This window comes from Castellaniella defragrans, from assembly GCF_014203015.1.
Lineage (GTDB): Bacteria > Pseudomonadota > Gammaproteobacteria > Burkholderiales > Burkholderiaceae_B > Castellaniella > Castellaniella defragrans.
Window position 1 is genome coordinate 111,468 of the sequence record NZ_JACHIB010000005.1, and the last position, 15,355, is coordinate 126,822.

A 15,355-nucleotide genomic window follows, 5' to 3' on the forward strand; every position below is an offset into this window, starting at 1 on the left:
CCATCGTAAGCCCTTGATTTGTATGGCGCGGCTGGCAGGATTCGAACCCACGACCCCTTGGTTCGTAGCCAAGTACTCTATCCAACTGAGCTACAGCCGCTAAAGAAGCGAAATTATAACGTGCTTTTCAAGGCTTGTCATGCCGCTTCTTGCTGCGCTTTTCAGCGCATCTTTCAACGCGCTTTTCAGCGCATTTTCCAATCACCCCAGGCGGATCAGCGTGCCGGCATCCGGCGCCATCAGCCATGCCTGGACTGGAAAGCGCGAAATCATACCACGGATCGCGTCGGCGGGCATCTGGGCAAAGGCGGTGGACAGCGCGTCGGCGGTCGTCGCGTCGGCGGCGCGCACGGTGACGCTGCGCCAGCGCGGCGTCGCCGCGCCCGTGTGCGGGTCGAACAGGTGCGTGTAGCGTCCGGCGGGATCCAGCGGCGTGCCGTAGCCGCCCGAGGTGGCCAGCGCCAGGTCGCCCAGGTCGATGGTCTCCAGGACGCGGGAGGGTTCCCGGGGGTCGGCGATCCCGGCGCGCCAGGGGCGGTCCGGCGCGGGCGCGCCCAGGCCGCGGGCCTCGCCCAGGTCGATCATGGCGTGTTCCAGGCCGTTGGCCCGCAGTAGTTCGGTCACCCGGTCGGTGATGTAGCCCTGCGCGATGCCGTTCAGGGTCAGCGCCATGCCCGGGCGTTCCAGCACGATGGCGTCTTCCTCGAGGCGGATGGCGCGGTAGTCCACTTTGGCCAGCGCGGCGCGCAGTTCGGCGGGGTCCGGCGGCAGCGGCCGGCCGGCGAGCACGCGCGCGGCGTACAGGTCCCACAGCACCTGCACGCTGGGGTCGAAGAGCCCGCCGGTGCGTTCGCCGAAGGCGACGGCCTGCGACAGCAGGCGGCTCAGGTCCGGGGGCGGCGCGTCCAGGCGGCCGGCGCGGTTCAGGCGCGCCAGCGCGCTGTCCTCGCGGTACAGGCTGAAGACCTGTTCCAGGCGGTGGACTTCGGCGACGGCCATGCGCACCAGCCGTTCGGCGTGGGCGCGGTCGGGATGCAGCAGCTGCAGCTGCGCGTCGGCGCCCAGCGCGACGCCGTTCCAGACGACCGGCTCGGGCAGGGCGGCGGGATCGCGCAGGGCGGCGCGCAGGGGCCCCGGTCCGACCAGCGCGGCGCTGGCCGCCAGGATGCCGAGGAACCGCCGGCGGCGGGGAAGAAGAGGCGTGTTCATGAGGGGGCTCCGACGGGCTCCCGGCCCGTGGTGAGGGGAGAGAGTTCGGGGGCGCGCAGGACGTAGTCCTCCGGCATGTCCTTGAAGCCGACGATGCGGCCGCCGTAGCGCTCGGCGTAGGCGCGGGCGTCCTCCAGCCGGGCGAAGGGCAGGGCGTCGGGCGCGCCCATGCCGCCGACCGCGTTGCTTTCGATCAGGTAGTGGGCGGTGCGGGCGTCGATCCAGGCGTCGGCCGGCGGATTGCCGTCCGGGCCCGCGCGGCCCATGTCCTGCACGTAGAGGGCGAGGATGGCCTTGGGCTCCTCGGGCAGGATGGTGTAGGCGAAGAGCTCGCGGATGGTGGAGAACCAGACCGGGACGTCCCGGTCGCGCAGGAGGATCTGGCCCTTGGGGCCGATGTGTTCGTAGAGGTTCATGCCGCAATAGTGGCCCACGGCGTCGTCGGTCATGGCCACGGGTGAGGGAGGAAGGGAGGAGGTGACGCCGCCGTCGCCGCAGCCGGCCAGGGCGGCGGCCAGCAGGGCCGCGCCGAGCAGGCGCGCCGCGCGCGTCTTCATGGCGCTTCCCGGAAGCCGGGAATGGTCCGGCGCGTTCATAGCGACCTCCGGTTGAAGACCAGCGCCGCCAGGCCGAGGGGGACGGCGATCCAGAGGATCTGGGCGAGCAGCAGCACGCCGGTGGACAGCGAGGCCTGGTCGCTCAGGCCGGCCATGCCGGCGAACATGGCGATGTTCTCGTGGCCGGTCAGGTTCAGCAGGCGGTAGACGTCGGTCGGGTTGAACAGCAGGATGCCGTTGAGCAGCGGGGCCGTGATGATGCGGCCCTGGTCGGCCACCAGCACGCCCAGCAGCACCATGTCGTAGATCACCACCAGGAACAGCCAGACGCCGATGGCGACGCCGGCGGCCGTGGCGCGCTCCTGCACCAGGGCGCTGATCAGGTAGCCCAGCGACAGGAAGCTCGCGCCCAGCAGGATGCTGGCGGCGATCAGCAGGGCGAAGGGCGTCCAGGCCTCCAGGTCCAGCCCGCCATGCACCAGTTGCAGCGCCAGCCCGGCGATGCCGTAGCCCGCCACCGTGGCCAGCGCCAGGATGGCCAGGTGGCCGAGGAACTTGCCCGCCATGACCTGGCGCCGCGCGATGGGGTAGCTGAGCAGCAGGGCCATGGTGCCGCGGTCGATCTCGCCCACGATGGCGTCGTAGGACAGCAGCATGGCGATCAGCGGGATCAGGAAGATCGACAGGCTCGACAGGCTGACGACCGTGACGGTCAGGGGATCGACCTTGACGGTGCCGGTCGGCGCGCTGCCCAGGAAGCCCAGCGACAGGGCCAGCATGGCCAGCAGCGCGGTGATGGCCAGCACCCAGCGGTTGCGCAGGCCGTCGCGGATTTCCTTGCGGATCAGGATCAGGGTCGGATTCATGCGTCCTCCCGGCGCAGGAACTGCGCGTACATTTCGTCGAGGCCGGGGTGTTCCAGCTCGATGTCGCGGATGTCGGGCATGGCCTGGGCGTCGCGCAGCCGGCGCAGCTTGTCGGCCTCGGAGCAGGTCAGTTCGATGCGGCCGGCGCCGAGGCGCCGCCAGCCTTCGGGGACCTGGATGGGGTCCGTGTCCAGCGTCAGGCGGATGCGCACCGGCAGGTCGGCCTCGCGGCGCAGGTCGCCCAGGGTGCCGTCGGCGATCTTCTGGCCCTTGCACATGACGATGACGCGGTCGGCCAGGCCTTCGAGCTCGGCCAGGGCGTGGGTGGACAGCAGGATGGCGGCGCCGGCGTCGCGCAGTTCGCGGACGATGTCGTAGAACAGCAGCCGGGAGGCCGGATCCAGGCCGGTGGTGGGCTCGTCGAGCAGCAGCACCCGGGGCGAGCCGAGCAGCGCCTGGGCCAGGGCCAGGCGCTGGCGCATGCCCTTGGAATAGCCGCCCACCCGCCGCCGCGCGGCTTCGGCGATGCCCACGCGCGAGAGCAGGGCGGCGTTGCCGGCGGTGGACAGGCCCTTCAGGTGGGCGTAGAAGGCCAGCGTCTCGGTGCCCGTCAGCGAGGGGTGCAGGGCCACGGTTTCCGGCAGGTAGCCGATGTGGCGGCGGGCGCGGGCGGCGGCCGGCGTGCCGGCGATCTCGCCCAGCACGCGCACCGAGCCGGCCTCGGGGCGGATCAGGCCCAGGATCAGCTTGATCAGGGTGCTCTTGCCGGCGCCGTTGTGGCCGGCCAGGATCACGCATTCGCCCGGTTCGATGAACAGGCTGACGTTGTCCACGGCCCGCATCGCGGCGTAGCGTTTGGTGACGGATCGCAGTTCGATCGGGGGCGCTGTGACGGTCATTGCAGGGCCTCGAATTTTTTCAGGGTCGGCGTGGCCGGGATCGCCATGAGGGGGGCGCTGTCGATCACGCCGCCGGGCAGGATCGCGGGAAACTGGGACTGGGCCCAGCGGACGATGGTGACGGCCGGGCTGTTGAGCAGCAGCCGCGCGTTGGGCGCGCGCCAGACGACCTGGTCGATCAGGCCGTTGGGGCGGTAGGCGGTGTCGGCGATGCCGTCGCCGTCCAGGTCGAAGGCGGACAGGTCGGACCAGTAGTTGCCGCGTCCGGCCTGCGACCATTCCAGGTAGCGGGTGCCGACGTATTTCACCTGGTTCTGGTTGCCGACGAAGGCGTTGCCGTGGATGCGGTTGCCCTCGGAGCCCGTGTAGTGGACGCCGATGCCGCAGTCCTGGAAGTGGTTGTCGGCCAGCTCGTTCAGGTTGGCGTTGTAGACGAACACGCACTTCTCGGCCCGCACGATGACGTTGCCGTCGATGACGGAGTCGTCCGTGGCGTTGAGCATCAGGCCCTGGTGCGCGCTGTCGACGGCGATGTTGTCGCGCACGACCAGGCGGCGCGAGAACATGATGGCGTAGCCGATCTCGTTGCCGCGCGACACGTTGTCGCTGACCTCGCTGTCGTTGGTGTACATGTAGTGCACCGCGTAGCGCAGCTTGTGGAAGACGTTGCGGCTGAAGACGTTCTCGCGGCTGTTGTTGGAGAAGATGCCGTCGCGGCCTTCGGAGATGTCGTTGTCCAGCACCTTGGAGCCGGGGGCGTTCCAGACGGTCACGCCGTTGCCGCGCTCGTTCACGCGCAGCCCGGTGTTGCCGACGATGCGGTTGCGTTCCACCAGGGCGTCGCGCGCGCCCCACAGGTAGACGCCGACGGAATTGTCGATGATGTCGTTGTCCGCGACGTGGGCGCGGGTGGCGGTCTTGTCCAGGAAGATGCCCGCGTCCATGTCGGGCAGGCTCAGGCCCGAATGGCGGACGGTCAGGTGGCGCAGGACGACGTCCTCGGCCTGGACCCAGAGGGTGCGGCCGGTGCGTTCGCCCAGGATGCGGGCGCTGCGGTCGGCCGGCCCCTGGATCGTCAAGGGCTTGTCGATGACGAGGTTGCCGGGGTAGTCGCCCGGCGCCAGGTTCAGGATGTCGCCCGGCGCCGCCGCCGCGACGGCGGCCCGCAGGTCGGAACCCGCGGGCACGTCGATCACGGCGGCCGCCACCGTCCCGGGCATGGCGCACAGGACCGCCAGGGCGGCCAGGGCCGCCCGCAGGCCGGAGACGGTGAAGGAACGCATGGACATCAGGCCTTCTTCGGCTTGACGTACATCTGGCCGGACATTTCCATGTGCAGCGCGTGGCAGAACCACTGGCAGTAGTACCAGTGCACGCCGGGGCGCGAGGCCGTGAAGGTGACCGAGGAGGTCGCCTGCGGGCCGACTTCCATGGCGATGCCGTAGCCGCCCAGCGTGAAGCCGTGGGTCAGGTCCTCGATGCGCTCCATGTTGGTGACCACCACCGTGACTTCGTCGCCTTCGTTGACCTCGAAGTTCGACAGGCTGAACACCGGAGCGACCGCCGTCATGTAGACGCGCACCTTGTTGCCGTCGCGGATGACGTTCGCGGCGGATTCCAGGGTGACGCCATCCTTGGCGGCCATCTGGCGGGCCTCTTCCCACATCGGGTCGTTGCGGTCCCAGATGTGCTTGGGGCGCACCTTGGAGCGGTGCACCAGCAGCATGTCGTGCGGCTCGGCGAAGCTGGGGCCGTCGTGCACCAGCTTCATCTCGTCGCCGGAGATGTCGATCAGCTGGTCGTTTTCCGGCTTCAGGGGGCCGACGTTGAGGAAGCGGTCCTTGGAGAACTTGTTCAGCGACACCAGCCACTTGCCGTCGGCTTCCTTGGTCTCGCCCATCGTGGTGTGGTTGTGGCCGGGCTGGTAGTGCACGTCCAGCTTCTGGACGATGGGATCGACCTTCTCGCCCTGGTAGGCGCGCTTGGCCTTCTCGATGTTCCACTTGCACATCTGGCTGTCGATGAACAGCGTGGTGTAGGCGTTGCCGCGGCCGTCGAAGGCCGTGTGCAGGGGGCCCAGGCCCAGTTGCGGCTCGGCCACGACCACGTCGCGCTCCTTGATCTTGCCGTCGAACAGGTCGTCGAGCTTGCGCACGTCGATCACCGTGACGGTGGGCGAGAGCTTGCCGTTGAACACCACGTGGATGCCGTCGGGCGCGGCGTTGCAGCCGTGCGGCGAGTTGGGCACCGGGATGTAGCGCGTGTACTTGGAACCCTTGCGGCCGTCGATGACGGGCACGCCGTTCATTTCCTTGTAGTCGCCGTTCTTGACGGCTTCCTCGATGCGCTTGATGTTGAACACCACCGCCCAGTCCTGCTCGTTGGCCGACATCTCGGTGACGTTCAGGCCCTTTTCCGAGTTGTAGCACGTGGCGAAGGAATACTTGCCCTGGTAGTCGGCGTCGCCGTTGTCCAGGTTGCCGTCCACCAGCACCTGCCAGGCCACCTTCATGGTCTCGCCGTCCACGGCGGTGTAGATGGCCCAGAAGTTCTTCTTCGGGTCGTCCATCACGGAGCCGTCGTTGGGCAGCGGCACGATGTGCTCGCCGTTGCAGAAGACGTAGCCGGTCTTCGGATAGCGCTGCGGGCGCAGGCCGTGGATGCCGTCGGCGTTGGGGATCTCGACGATCTTGTCGGTCTTCATCACGTCGCAGCGGATGCGGGCCACGCGGGTGTTGGCCTTGTCGTTGATGTAGATGTAGCGGCCGTCGTAGGTGTTGTCCGTGAAGGACATGTGCGGGTGGTGCGCGTCGCCGTTGGGCAGCACCGGCATGTGGTTTTCCTCGAGGAACTTGCGCGTCTCGGGCGTCAGGCTTTCGTTGAGGATCTTGCGGCTTTCGTTGGTGCGGCCCCAGCCCGTGGCGCTGCACATGTTGAAGACCGGGATGCGCATCAGTTCGCGCATGGACGGCAGGCCCAGGATGCGCACTTCGCCCGACTGGCCGCCGGAATTGAAGGCGTAGTATTCGTCCAGCTCGCCGGGGGCGACCTCGACGCTCTGGTGGCCCTTCTTCTTGTCGTCCTTGGCATTGGCCGTCAGGTGGGTCGCGCCGACGGCGGCGGCCCCCGTCAGTGCGGCAGTGCCGAGGAATCCCCGCCGGCTCAGGCCGGGTTTGTCGCTGGTGTGGTCGGACATGATGTACTCCCTAGGGTTGCAGGCATAGCGTTCCGGCGGGATCGCCGGGGGTGGGCGCTATGGGTTCGACGAAATGGGTTGCGGCTCGGCGGACGGATCGCGTGGACGCACGGTCGGCTTGCGGCTGGCGACGACCTCGCCGGGGATGCCGGCGTCGGGCGGCGGCGCCTTGTGGCGCTTGAGCTTGGCGTTCTTCTGGATCAGGTGCGGGCAGCGCTTCTCGTTGTGGTAGAGCTGCTGGCAGTTCAGGCACTGGATGCATTCGTTCGGGTTGATGTCGCCTTCCGGATTGATGGCCTGCACCGGGCAGTCCACGGCGCACAGCTGGCAGGGGTTGCCGCAGGTCTTGTAGCGGCGCAGCCAGTCGAAGATGCGCAGCCGCGCGGGGATGGCCAGGGCCGCGCCCAGCGGGCACAGGTAGCGGCAGTAGAAGCGCTCGATGAACAGCCCGGCCAGCAGCAGCACGGCGGCGAAGATCACGAACGGCCAGTCGCGCACGAACTTGAGGATGATCGCGGTCTTGAAGGGCTCGACCTCGGCGAATTTTTCCGCCGTGCCCAGCTCGTACAGCGAGATGCCGAACAGGATCAGGAAGATCAGGTATTTCAGGCCGGCCAGGCGGGTGTTCAGGCCGTGCGGCACCTTGATCTGCGGCACGTGCAGCTTTTTGGCGACCTGGTTGGTCAGTTCCTGCAGGGCGCCGAAGGGGCACAGCCAGCCGCAGAACGCGCCGCGGTTCCAGAAGATCAGGGACATCGCCGTGGCGATCCACAGGATGAACACGATCGGGTCCATCAGGAAGTATTCCCAGCTGAAGTCCGTGCGCAGCGACGTGGTGAAGGTGAGCACGTTCACCACCGAGAGCTGCGCCTGGGCGTACCAGCCGATCCAGAACAGCGTGAAGATCAGGAACACCGTGCGGAAGCGCTTGTAGAAGACCTCGTGCTTGACGATCTGGTTCTGGAAGAAGAACACCGCGATCAGGGTCAGCAGCGCGATCGAGACGATGGCGATCTGCACGGTCTTGGCGAGCCAGATCTGCTTCCACAGCGCCGGGGCGGCTTCTTCCGCGCCCGCGCCCTCGTCCTGCTGCGCGTCCGGGGCGGCCGGCCCCGCGGCCGCGCCACCGGCTGCGCTCGCGGCCGCGCCGCCATCCGCCGCCGCGGCCTGCGCGGCCGGGGCCTCGACCTGGGTGTAGACCTTGGGCAGGTCGTAGTTCAGCACGAAGGCCGTGAAGGCCTTTTCCTTCACGCTGACCACGCGCTGCACGGTGAGCTGCAGGCGCCACGGCTCGACCGGGTCGAAGGCGGCGTCGGTGGGGACGGTGAACAGCGCCACTTCGCGGAAGCCGGGGGCGCCCGCCGCCATCAGGTCGGCGAGCCGCTGGTGGTCCAGGTCGGTGAAGCGGAAGCTGTTTTCTTCCTGGATGATCTCGATGCGGTCGAACACGCCGCCGCGCACGTAGCCCGAGCCCTTGAAGGAATAGCCGTTGCCGGCGATCAGGATGGCCTGCTGGCCGGGCGCGAGGCGGTCGCGCAGATAGCCGTACTCGGCCTCGCCCAGCAGGCTGCGGCCGATGGCCGGCGCGCTGACCAGGGCGGCGTACAGGTCGATGAAGGTGTCCTCGGGGTCGCCGGGCTCCGGGTGCTCGATGGCGCCCTGGCGGCCGGTCTCCTCGAAGGCCTTGTTGACGTCGGCCACGGTCAGGCGCAGGTGCCCGACGGCGCCGGACTGCAGCAGGGCGTCCCAGGATTGCGTGCCGGTCTGCGCCATGTCGAGGACGCGGTGCTCGGCGGCGGCGACCTGGGCCGGGCCTTCCCGGCCGATGCCGTAGTGCCGGGCCACGGCCAGCACCGAGCGGGTCAGGCTGTCGCCGATGACCATCAGGGTGACGGTGGCGCCGCTGATGATGTCCACGGGCGGCGGGGCGCCCGGGCGCGGGGGCTCCTTGACGTAGTTCTTGCCGACGTAGCCGTCGATGAAGGCCTGGACCTTGGATTCCGGGATGCCGATCAGCACGATGGGCTCGTGGTGCTCGACCAGCCTGGCGCCGACGATCTCGCCGTCCTGCGACAGGCCCACGAGGACGTCGATGGGCTTGCTGGAATAGCCCCGGGTGTTGACGATGTCGGTGGTCAGGTAGACGTAGCCGAGCATCTTGTCGCCCGCGTAGGCGCGGGCCACGGCGGGCTTGCCCTCCGGCGGCCCGATGCGGTCCGCGCCGGGAAAGATGTCGGCGGGCCGCATGTTCTTCAGGAAGGCGCCCAGCCGGGGACCGGCGCCCAGGGGCGTGCCGCTCTGGCCGAACTTGTAGGCCTGCTGCGCGCCGCCCGCCTGGGGGGTGGAGGCCGCCCCGGCCGGCGGGGCGATCAGACAGGCCCACAGCAGGAGCAGGGAGGCGATCCAGAGCAGGCTGGCGAAGCGGGACTGTCGGGGGAGGGCGAAGCGGCGCATGAAGGGGGACGGGATGGGTGGCTGAGGAATGTCACCATCCTAGCCGTGCGGGTTAACCCTGGTCTTGCGCCGGATCAAGGAAATCTTAAACGCGGCTGAATATGCGGCCCCGCGGGCCTTGCGCCGCCGTTCAGGCGGCGGTCGGGCCGGTTTTCTTCGGCGCGCGGCTGACGGCCGGATGGCCCGGCACGAAGAAGCGCAGCGGCTTGGCCGCCCATTCGCCCGCGTAGTCCACGCCGATGCGCGGGCCGGCGGCGATCTCGGCGGGCGGCGGGGCGTCGTCCCGCGCGAGCCACAGCGTGTCGCCGCACAGGTCGATGCCGTAGTGGTCGCGGGTGACGCCCATGGCGCGGCACAGCCGGCCGGGGCCACTGGTGGAGGCGTCCAGCCCCAGGACGGGCGCCAGGGCCCGCAGCAGCACGGCCGTGCCGCTGCCTTCGGGGCCGGTGACCACGTTCATGCAGTGGTGCATGCCGTAGATCAGGTAGACGTAGGCGTGGCCCGGCGGCCCGAACATGGCCCGGGTGCGCGCCGTGCGGCCGCGCGCGGTGTGGGCCGCCAGGTCGCCGGGGCCGAGGTAGGCTTCCACTTCGACGATGCGGCCGATCCGCGGACCGGCCGGCGTGGCGTGCACCAGCAGGCGCCCCAGCAGGTCGCGGGCGACGGTTTCGACGGGGCGGTCGTAGAAGGCGCGGTCGAGCCGCCGGCAGTCGCCCTGGAGCGGATCCGCCGGCGTGACGAGCCTGGACAGCGGGGCGGTTGCGGCCATCAGCTGCGGCCCGCCGCGGCCCACAGCCGGTCCAGCAGCGGGGCCTGTTCGGTGTGCGGCAGGAACGAGGCCTTCAGGCTGTTGGCGGCCAGGGTGACGAGCTCGTCGCGCGCCAGGTCCAGGGCTTCGGCGCTGGCGATGTAGTTGTCCAGCAGGTAGCCGCCGAAATAGGCCGGGTCGTCGGAATTGAGGGTCACGATGGCGCCCGCCCGCAGCAGCTTGGCGAGGTTGTGGTCGCGCAGGTCGCGCACCACGCCCAGCTTCAGGTTCGACAGCGGGCAGACCGTCAGGGGCACGCGGCGCCGGACCAGCTCCTGCACCAGTGCGGGATCCTCGCTGCTGCGCACGCCGTGGTCGATGCGGGCGACCTTGAGCGTGTCCAGCGCGCCGCGCACGTAGTCGGGCGGGCCTTCCTCGCCCGCGTGGGCCACCAGGCGAAAGCCCAGCGCCGCGCAGCGGGCGTAGACCCGGGCGAATTTTTCCGGCGGGTTGCCGCGTTCGGACGAGTCCAGGCCGATGCCGATCCACAGGTCGCCATAGGCTTCGCGCAGCGGCAGGGCGGCCTCCAGCGTGGCGAAGGCCTCGTCCTCGGACAGGTGGCGCAGGAAGCTGAGCAGCAGGTAGCCGCTGATGCCCAGGCCGCCGCGGGCCTCGCGCAGGGCGCGCGCCAGGCCGGCGAACACGGTCTCCAGCGCGACGCCGCGCGCGGTGTGGGTCTGCGGGTCGAACATCAGTTCCGCGTGGACGACCCCGTCGGCCTGGGCGCGGCGCAGGTAGGCCATGGCCAGTTCGTAGAAATCCCGCTCGGTGACGAGCACGCCGGCGCCGGCGTAGTACACGTCGAGGAAGGACTGCAGGTCGGTGAAGCGGTAGGCATCGCGCACGGCCTGGACGTCGGCGTAGGGCAGGGCGATGCCGTTGCGGCGGGCCAGCTCGAACATCAGTTCCGGTTCGAGCGTGCCTTCGATGTGCAGGTGCAGTTCGGCCTTGGGCAGGGCGCGCAGCCAGTCGCGCCATTCGTGATCGGGAGAGGCGGCCATCGGGATTCCAGTCGTGCTAGGCAGGCCTCCATTATAGGCGGGGGGCCACCTCGCGGCTTGCAAGGCGCTCGGATTCGATCGGCATGAAATGATCCGCAGGGATCATTTCATGTAAGCCGCCCAGGCGAGCGTTAGCCAGGACAGGATCATCAGCAGCCCGCCCACCGGCGTGATGGCGCCCAGGGCGCGCGCGCCCGTCAGCACCATCGCGTACAGGCTGCCGCTGAAGACGATCAGGCCGGCCAGCATCAGGCCGCCCGCCCAGGCGGCCGGGGCGGGCGCCAGGCGCGGCGCCAGGGCCGCCACCAGCAGCAGCCCGGCGCCGTGGATCAGCTGGTAGTGGGCGGCCGTGCGCCAGACCTCCAGCAGTTCGGGGGCGACCAGGCGTTTCAGCCCGTGCGCACCGAAGGCGCCGGCCGCCACGCCCAGCGCCAGGACCAGGGCGCCGCACAGGATCAGGAAACGGGGAGTCACGTCGGGTCTCCGGGATGAAGGACGGATCGATTGTATCCGCGCGACCTGTCCGCCGCAGGGAATCGCGGGTAGACTGGGGTCGAGCGCGTCGGGGACGTGCGCGCGGCCGGAGGACACGAACATGGATCGCGAAGACATGGCGCAGTCGGCGCCCGGGGCCGACAACCAGGTGCCGGACCTGCCCGATTGCAATCTGTATCTCACCGACGAGGCCCTGGTCGCGGGCGTGCGCCGCGAAGGCGCCGGCGGCCGCGAGGCCGAGCTGGAAACCTGGGGCGCCCGGCTGGGGCGCGCCGACCTGGCGCGGCTGGCGACCGAGGTCAACCGCCAGGGGCCGGCGCTGCGGGCCTACGACCGCCGGGGCGTGCGCATCGACGTGGTGGATTTTCATCCCGGCTGGACCGAATTCCTGTCGCTGGCCTTCGCCCAGGGCATGCACGGAGCCGCCTGGACCGAGCCGGGGCCGGGCGCCCACGTCGCCCGCGCGGCGCACTACCTGATGCACGGCCAGGTCGAGGCCGGTTCCCTGTGCCCGGTGACCATGACCAGCGCCGCGATTCCGCTGCTGGCGCGCGAATCCTGGTTCGCCACGGTCCGGCCGCTGCTCGCCAGCCGCGAATACGACGCGCACGACCGCCCGCTGGCGCAGAAGCGCGCGATGATGATCGGCATGGGCATGACCGAGCGCCAGGGCGGCTCGGACCTGCGCGCCAACCTCAGCCGCGCCGAGCCGCAGGGCGGGGGCTGGTTCCGCCTGACGGGCCACAAGTGGTTCTTCTCCTCGCCCATGTCGGATGCACACCTGGTGCTGGCGCGCGACGGCGACGGCCATTCCTGCTTCTACATGCCCCGCTGGCTGGACGGCGGCCGCCGCAATCCGGTGCGCATCCTGCGCCTCAAGGACAAGCTGGGCAACCGCTCCAACGCCAGCGCCGAGGTCGAGTTCGAGGACGCGCTGGCGCGCCGGATCGGCGAGCCGGGCCGGGGCATCGCCACCCTGGTGGAAATGGCTTCCTACACCCGCCTGGACTGCGTGCTGGGCAGCGCGGCGCTGATGCGCCAGGCGCTGGTCCAGGGTATCCACCATGCCCGCCATCGGCGCGCCTTCGGCCGCCTGCTGATCGACCAGCCGCTGATGCGGCAGGTGCTGGCGGACCTGGTCCTGGAAAGCGAGGCCGCCACCGCCCTGGCGCTGCGCCTGGCGGGCGCCTTCGACCGCGCCGACCAGCCGGCCGAACAGGCGCTGCGCCGCCTGCTGACGCCGGCGGCGAAGTTCTGGGTCTGCAAGCGCGCCATCGACGTCACGGCCGAATGCATGGAGGTCTGGGGCGGCAACGGCTACGTCGAGGACGGCCCCATGGCGCGCCTGTACCGCGAGGCCCCGGTCAATTCCATCTGGGAAGGCTCGGGCAACGTCATGTGCCTGGACGTGCTGCGCGCCGCCCGCCAGGAGCCCCAGCTTGCCGCCCAGACGGTGGACGGGCTGGCGCGCGCCCATGCGGGCGAGCCGGCCCTGCGGGCCGCGGCCGACCGCCTGCTGGCGGCCCTGGCGCTCGGCGCCGAGGAGCAGCAGGCGATGGGCCGGATGATCGCCCGCGATCTGGTGCTGCTGGTCCAGGCCGACCTGCTGCTGCGCCATGCGCCGGAGGCGCTGTCGCGGGCCTTCGTGGACAGCCGCCTGGGCGCGCCCGGCGGCGATGCGTTCGGCGTGCGGCCGGTGGCGCTGGCCACGGACGCCCTGCTGCGGCGGGCCTGGCCGGAGTGACGGGCGGCCCCATTACAATGGCCGGCAGCGGCCGCGCGTCCCGCGGAGGCCTCTCCTCGATCCGTCCTCGATCCGTCCTCGCTCCCCCATGCCGATCTGCCGTTTTTTCTTCTCGCGCCGCGCCCGGCCCGGCCGCGCGGCTCCGCCGGGCGTCTGCGCCCGTGCCGCCCCGCCGGCGCTGCTGGCCGCCGTGCTGTTCCTGGCCGTGCCAGCCCCGGCGGCGCAGGCGGGCGAGCCTTATGCCCTGTCCGGCCGGGTCGTGGACGTGTCCGACGGCGACACCCTGACGCTGCTGGCGGGCCGCACGCGCCATCGGGTGCGGCTGGCCAGCATCGACGCCCCCGAAACCGGCCATGGCCGCCGGCGGCCCGGCCAGCCGTTCGGCCAGGCCGCCCGCAAGGCCCTGGCCGAGCTGGTGGCCGGCCGCACGCTCACGCTGCATTGCTTCGAGCAGGACCGCTACGAGCGCGACGTCTGCGACGTGCCGCTGGCCGACGGCCGCACCGCCAACCGCGCCATGGTCGAGGCCGGCCTGGCCTGGGCCAACCGGCAGGGCGGCGGCAAGTACCTTCGCGACGAGGCCATCGCGGATCTGGAACGCCGGGCGCGCGAGCGGCGCCTGGGCCTGTGGCGCCAGGCCGGAGCCGTCGCCCCCTGGGACTGGCGCTGGCAATGCTGGGACGCCCTTGAAAACGGCCGCCCCACCTCCATCTGCTGACCATGGCACTCAAAGTATTCGACCTCTCGTGCGAGCATGACCATGTCTTTGAAGGCTGGTTCTCGTCCCAGGACAGCTACCAGGACCAGTTGGCCCGGGGGCTGGTGCGCTGTCCCGTCTGTCACAGCGGCCAGATCACGCGCCGGGTCTCGGCGCCGCATCTGAACGTCAGCCACCTGCGCGCAGAGCCGGCCCCGCGCGCCGAATCCGCGCCCCAGGCGCGGGCGGCGGTCGCGGCGCCGTCCGGCGACCAGATGGCCCGCCTGCAGGCCGAAGTCCTGCGCCAGATCCGCCGCATCGTGCGCCAGACCGACGACGTCGGCGCCCGCTTCGCCGACGAGGCCCGCCGCATGCACAGCGGCGAGATCGAGGAACGCCCCATCCGCGGCACGGCCTCGGCCGAGGAATGCCGCGAGCTGGTCGAGGAAGGCATTTCCATCATGCCGATCCCCGACATCCTGGACGACGACCGCCTGCAGTAGGCGCGGGCGATGGCGGGGCCGTCAGGCCCACGCGCGCATCAGTTCCGCGAAACGCTGCCCGGCCCAGCGCGCCGCCGCGCCCAGTTCCCGCCCTTGCGGCCAGATCATGCGGATCGAGAACAGGGGCAGGGCCAGCGACGGGCAGCAAACCTGGCGCAAAGGCTTGGGATAGCCGTCGTACGCGGCGACGTTGATCGGCAGGGTGGCCCAGCCGAGATCGTCGGCGACCATCTCCGCGATGGTATAGAAGCTGTCCGAACGCCAGACCTTCGGGCTGTAGATGATTTCCTCGACATCCTCGGCGCGCATCACGAGCTGGCGGTAGCGGGCCAGGTCCTCGCGCCTGACGGCCGGTTTTTCCGCCAGGGGATGGCCGCTGGCCACGAAGATTCCCTGGGCGAGCGTCCCGATGCGGCGTTGATCGAAGCCGTCCCGCAGCGGTCCCCGGTCGAACTGGAACGCGGCGTCGGCGCGCGCCTGGCCGACATAGTCCGCCACTTCGGTGGCGGTGCCGTTGAGCAGCGTCAGTTCCAGGTCGGGAAAGCGGCCGGAGAGCTCGCGCAGCAGGGCGCGGATCGCCGTATAGGGCAAGGCCTCGTCCAGGGCCAGCGCCAGCCTGGGTTCGTCGCCCGCGGCCAGCGATCGGGCGCGCTGGTCCAGCGCCTGCGCCTGCCGCAGCACTTCGCGGGCTTCCAGCAGCAGTACCCGGCCCGCATCGGACAAGGTGGCCCGATGCTTCGCGCGATCGAAAAGCGCCACGCCCAGATCGGCTTCCAGCAGGCCGATGGCCGTGCTCACGGCCGATTGCGCCTTGCCCAGCCGGCGGGCCGCGGCGCTGATGGAGCCGTGTTCCACGGTGGCGACGAACTGGCGCAATTGCTCGAGATTCCATTGCATGCCAGGATGCTATCAAATAAATAGATGGA

Annotated in this window: 14 protein-coding genes and 1 tRNA gene; 3 read left to right on the top strand and 12 right to left on the bottom strand. The window is 70.3% G+C overall.

Annotated elements, in window-relative coordinates:
- Positions 1 to 23: 23 nt before the first annotated feature.
- The 11 genes from HNR28_RS05465 to HNR28_RS05515 form a co-directional block, all read right to left on the bottom strand.
- Positions 24 to 100 (bottom strand) — tRNA-Arg (locus HNR28_RS05465).
- A gap of 101 nt (positions 101 to 201) precedes the next feature.
- Positions 202 to 1,209, bottom strand: coding sequence for an FAD:protein FMN transferase (locus HNR28_RS05470; RefSeq protein WP_151024777.1), 1,008 nt, complete (start codon positions 1,207 to 1,209; stop codon positions 202 to 204).
- Positions 1,206 to 1,766: a nitrous oxide reductase accessory protein NosL gene (locus HNR28_RS05475; RefSeq protein ID WP_043683679.1), complete on the bottom strand. Its 561-nt coding sequence runs from the start codon at positions 1,764 to 1,766 to the stop codon at positions 1,206 to 1,208. The genes HNR28_RS05470 and HNR28_RS05475 overlap by 4 nt, the downstream gene beginning before the upstream one ends.
- A gap of 35 nt (positions 1,767 to 1,801) precedes the next feature.
- Complete coding sequence (locus HNR28_RS05480) at positions 1,802 to 2,632, bottom strand: ABC transporter permease (protein WP_043683676.1); 831 nt, start codon at positions 2,630 to 2,632, stop codon at positions 1,802 to 1,804.
- The gene (locus tag HNR28_RS05485) at positions 2,629 to 3,531 is read right to left on the bottom strand and encodes an ABC transporter ATP-binding protein (protein WP_043683673.1); all 903 of its coding nucleotides are present in this window, start codon (positions 3,529 to 3,531) and stop codon (positions 2,629 to 2,631) included. Before HNR28_RS05485 ends, HNR28_RS05480 begins: the two co-directional genes overlap by 4 nt.
- Positions 3,528 to 4,820 carry a nitrous oxide reductase family maturation protein NosD gene (locus HNR28_RS05490; protein WP_242404194.1) on the bottom strand — a complete coding sequence of 431 codons (1,293 nt, stop codon included), beginning with the start codon at positions 4,818 to 4,820 and terminating at the stop codon, positions 3,528 to 3,530. The genes HNR28_RS05485 and HNR28_RS05490 overlap by 4 nt, the downstream gene beginning before the upstream one ends.
- The gene (gene nosZ, locus HNR28_RS05495) at positions 4,820 to 6,727 is read right to left on the bottom strand and encodes a TAT-dependent nitrous-oxide reductase (RefSeq protein ID WP_043683670.1); all 1,908 of its coding nucleotides are present in this window, start codon (positions 6,725 to 6,727) and stop codon (positions 4,820 to 4,822) included. Before nosZ ends, HNR28_RS05490 begins: the two co-directional genes overlap by 1 nt.
- A 57-nt stretch (positions 6,728 to 6,784) precedes the next feature.
- Positions 6,785 to 9,181 carry a NosR/NirI family protein gene (locus tag HNR28_RS05500; protein WP_151024778.1) on the bottom strand — a complete coding sequence of 799 codons (2,397 nt, stop codon included), beginning with the start codon at positions 9,179 to 9,181 and terminating at the stop codon, positions 6,785 to 6,787.
- Positions 9,182 to 9,311: 130 nt separating this feature from the next.
- Positions 9,312 to 9,950, bottom strand: coding sequence for a DNA-3-methyladenine glycosylase (locus HNR28_RS05505; protein WP_084330854.1), 639 nt, complete (start codon positions 9,948 to 9,950; stop codon positions 9,312 to 9,314).
- Positions 9,950 to 10,990, bottom strand: a complete 1,041-nt coding sequence (locus HNR28_RS05510; protein WP_151024779.1) for an adenosine deaminase — start codon at positions 10,988 to 10,990, stop codon at positions 9,950 to 9,952. The genes HNR28_RS05505 and HNR28_RS05510 overlap by 1 nt, the downstream gene beginning before the upstream one ends.
- Positions 10,991 to 11,092: 102 nt before the next feature.
- Complete coding sequence (locus HNR28_RS05515; protein WP_043683665.1) at positions 11,093 to 11,464, bottom strand: DUF423 domain-containing protein; 372 nt, start codon at positions 11,462 to 11,464, stop codon at positions 11,093 to 11,095.
- A gap of 121 nt (positions 11,465 to 11,585) precedes the next feature.
- Here HNR28_RS05515 and HNR28_RS05520 point away from each other — a divergent pair, with 121 nt between their 5' ends.
- The 3 genes from HNR28_RS05520 (at position 11,586) to HNR28_RS05530 (ending at position 14,429) form a co-directional block, all read left to right on the top strand.
- Positions 11,586 to 13,229: an acyl-CoA dehydrogenase family protein gene (locus HNR28_RS05520; protein WP_244978189.1), complete on the top strand. Its 1,644-nt coding sequence runs from the start codon at positions 11,586 to 11,588 to the stop codon at positions 13,227 to 13,229.
- Positions 13,230 to 13,317: 88 nt separating this feature from the next.
- On the top strand, positions 13,318 to 13,947 hold the full coding sequence (locus HNR28_RS05525; protein WP_170288470.1) for a thermonuclease family protein: 630 nt from the start codon (positions 13,318 to 13,320) through the stop codon (positions 13,945 to 13,947).
- Positions 13,948 to 13,949: 2 nt separating this feature from the next.
- On the top strand, positions 13,950 to 14,429 hold the full coding sequence (locus HNR28_RS05530; protein WP_043683662.1) for a DUF1178 family protein: 480 nt from the start codon (positions 13,950 to 13,952) through the stop codon (positions 14,427 to 14,429).
- 21 nt (positions 14,430 to 14,450) lie between these two features.
- Here HNR28_RS05530 and HNR28_RS05535 read toward each other — a convergent pair whose 3' ends face one another.
- The gene (locus HNR28_RS05535) at positions 14,451 to 15,326 is read right to left on the bottom strand and encodes a LysR family transcriptional regulator (RefSeq protein ID WP_043683659.1); all 876 of its coding nucleotides are present in this window, start codon (positions 15,324 to 15,326) and stop codon (positions 14,451 to 14,453) included.
- Between the last annotated feature and the right edge of the window lie 29 nt (positions 15,327 to 15,355).

Coding starts and splice junctions, on each gene's coding strand:
- HNR28_RS05490 (WP_242404194.1), bottom strand. CDS start 4,820: ATGTCCATGCGTTCCTTCACCGTCTCCGGCCTGCGGGCGGCCCTGGCC.
- HNR28_RS05505 (WP_084330854.1), bottom strand. CDS start 9,950: ATGGCCGCAACCGCCCCGCTGTCCAGGCTCGTCACGCCGGCGGATCCG.
- HNR28_RS05470 (WP_151024777.1), bottom strand. CDS start 1,209: ATGAACACGCCTCTTCTTCCCCGCCGCCGGCGGTTCCTCGGCATCCTG.
- HNR28_RS05535 (WP_043683659.1), bottom strand. CDS start 15,326: ATGCAATGGAATCTCGAGCAATTGCGCCAGTTCGTCGCCACCGTGGAA.
- HNR28_RS05510 (WP_151024779.1), bottom strand. CDS start 10,990: ATGGCCGCCTCTCCCGATCACGAATGGCGCGACTGGCTGCGCGCCCTG.
- HNR28_RS05480 (WP_043683676.1), bottom strand. CDS start 2,632: ATGAATCCGACCCTGATCCTGATCCGCAAGGAAATCCGCGACGGCCTG.
- HNR28_RS05485 (WP_043683673.1), bottom strand. CDS start 3,531: ATGACCGTCACAGCGCCCCCGATCGAACTGCGATCCGTCACCAAACGC.
- nosZ (WP_043683670.1), bottom strand. CDS start 6,727: ATGTCCGACCACACCAGCGACAAACCCGGCCTGAGCCGGCGGGGATTC.
- HNR28_RS05475 (WP_043683679.1), bottom strand. CDS start 1,766: ATGAAGACGCGCGCGGCGCGCCTGCTCGGCGCGGCCCTGCTGGCCGCC.
- HNR28_RS05525 (WP_170288470.1), top strand. CDS start 13,318: ATGCCGATCTGCCGTTTTTTCTTCTCGCGCCGCGCCCGGCCCGGCCGC.
- HNR28_RS05500 (WP_151024778.1), bottom strand. CDS start 9,181: ATGCGCCGCTTCGCCCTCCCCCGACAGTCCCGCTTCGCCAGCCTGCTC.
- HNR28_RS05520 (WP_244978189.1), top strand. CDS start 11,586: ATGGATCGCGAAGACATGGCGCAGTCGGCGCCCGGGGCCGACAACCAG.
- HNR28_RS05530 (WP_043683662.1), top strand. CDS start 13,950: ATGGCACTCAAAGTATTCGACCTCTCGTGCGAGCATGACCATGTCTTT.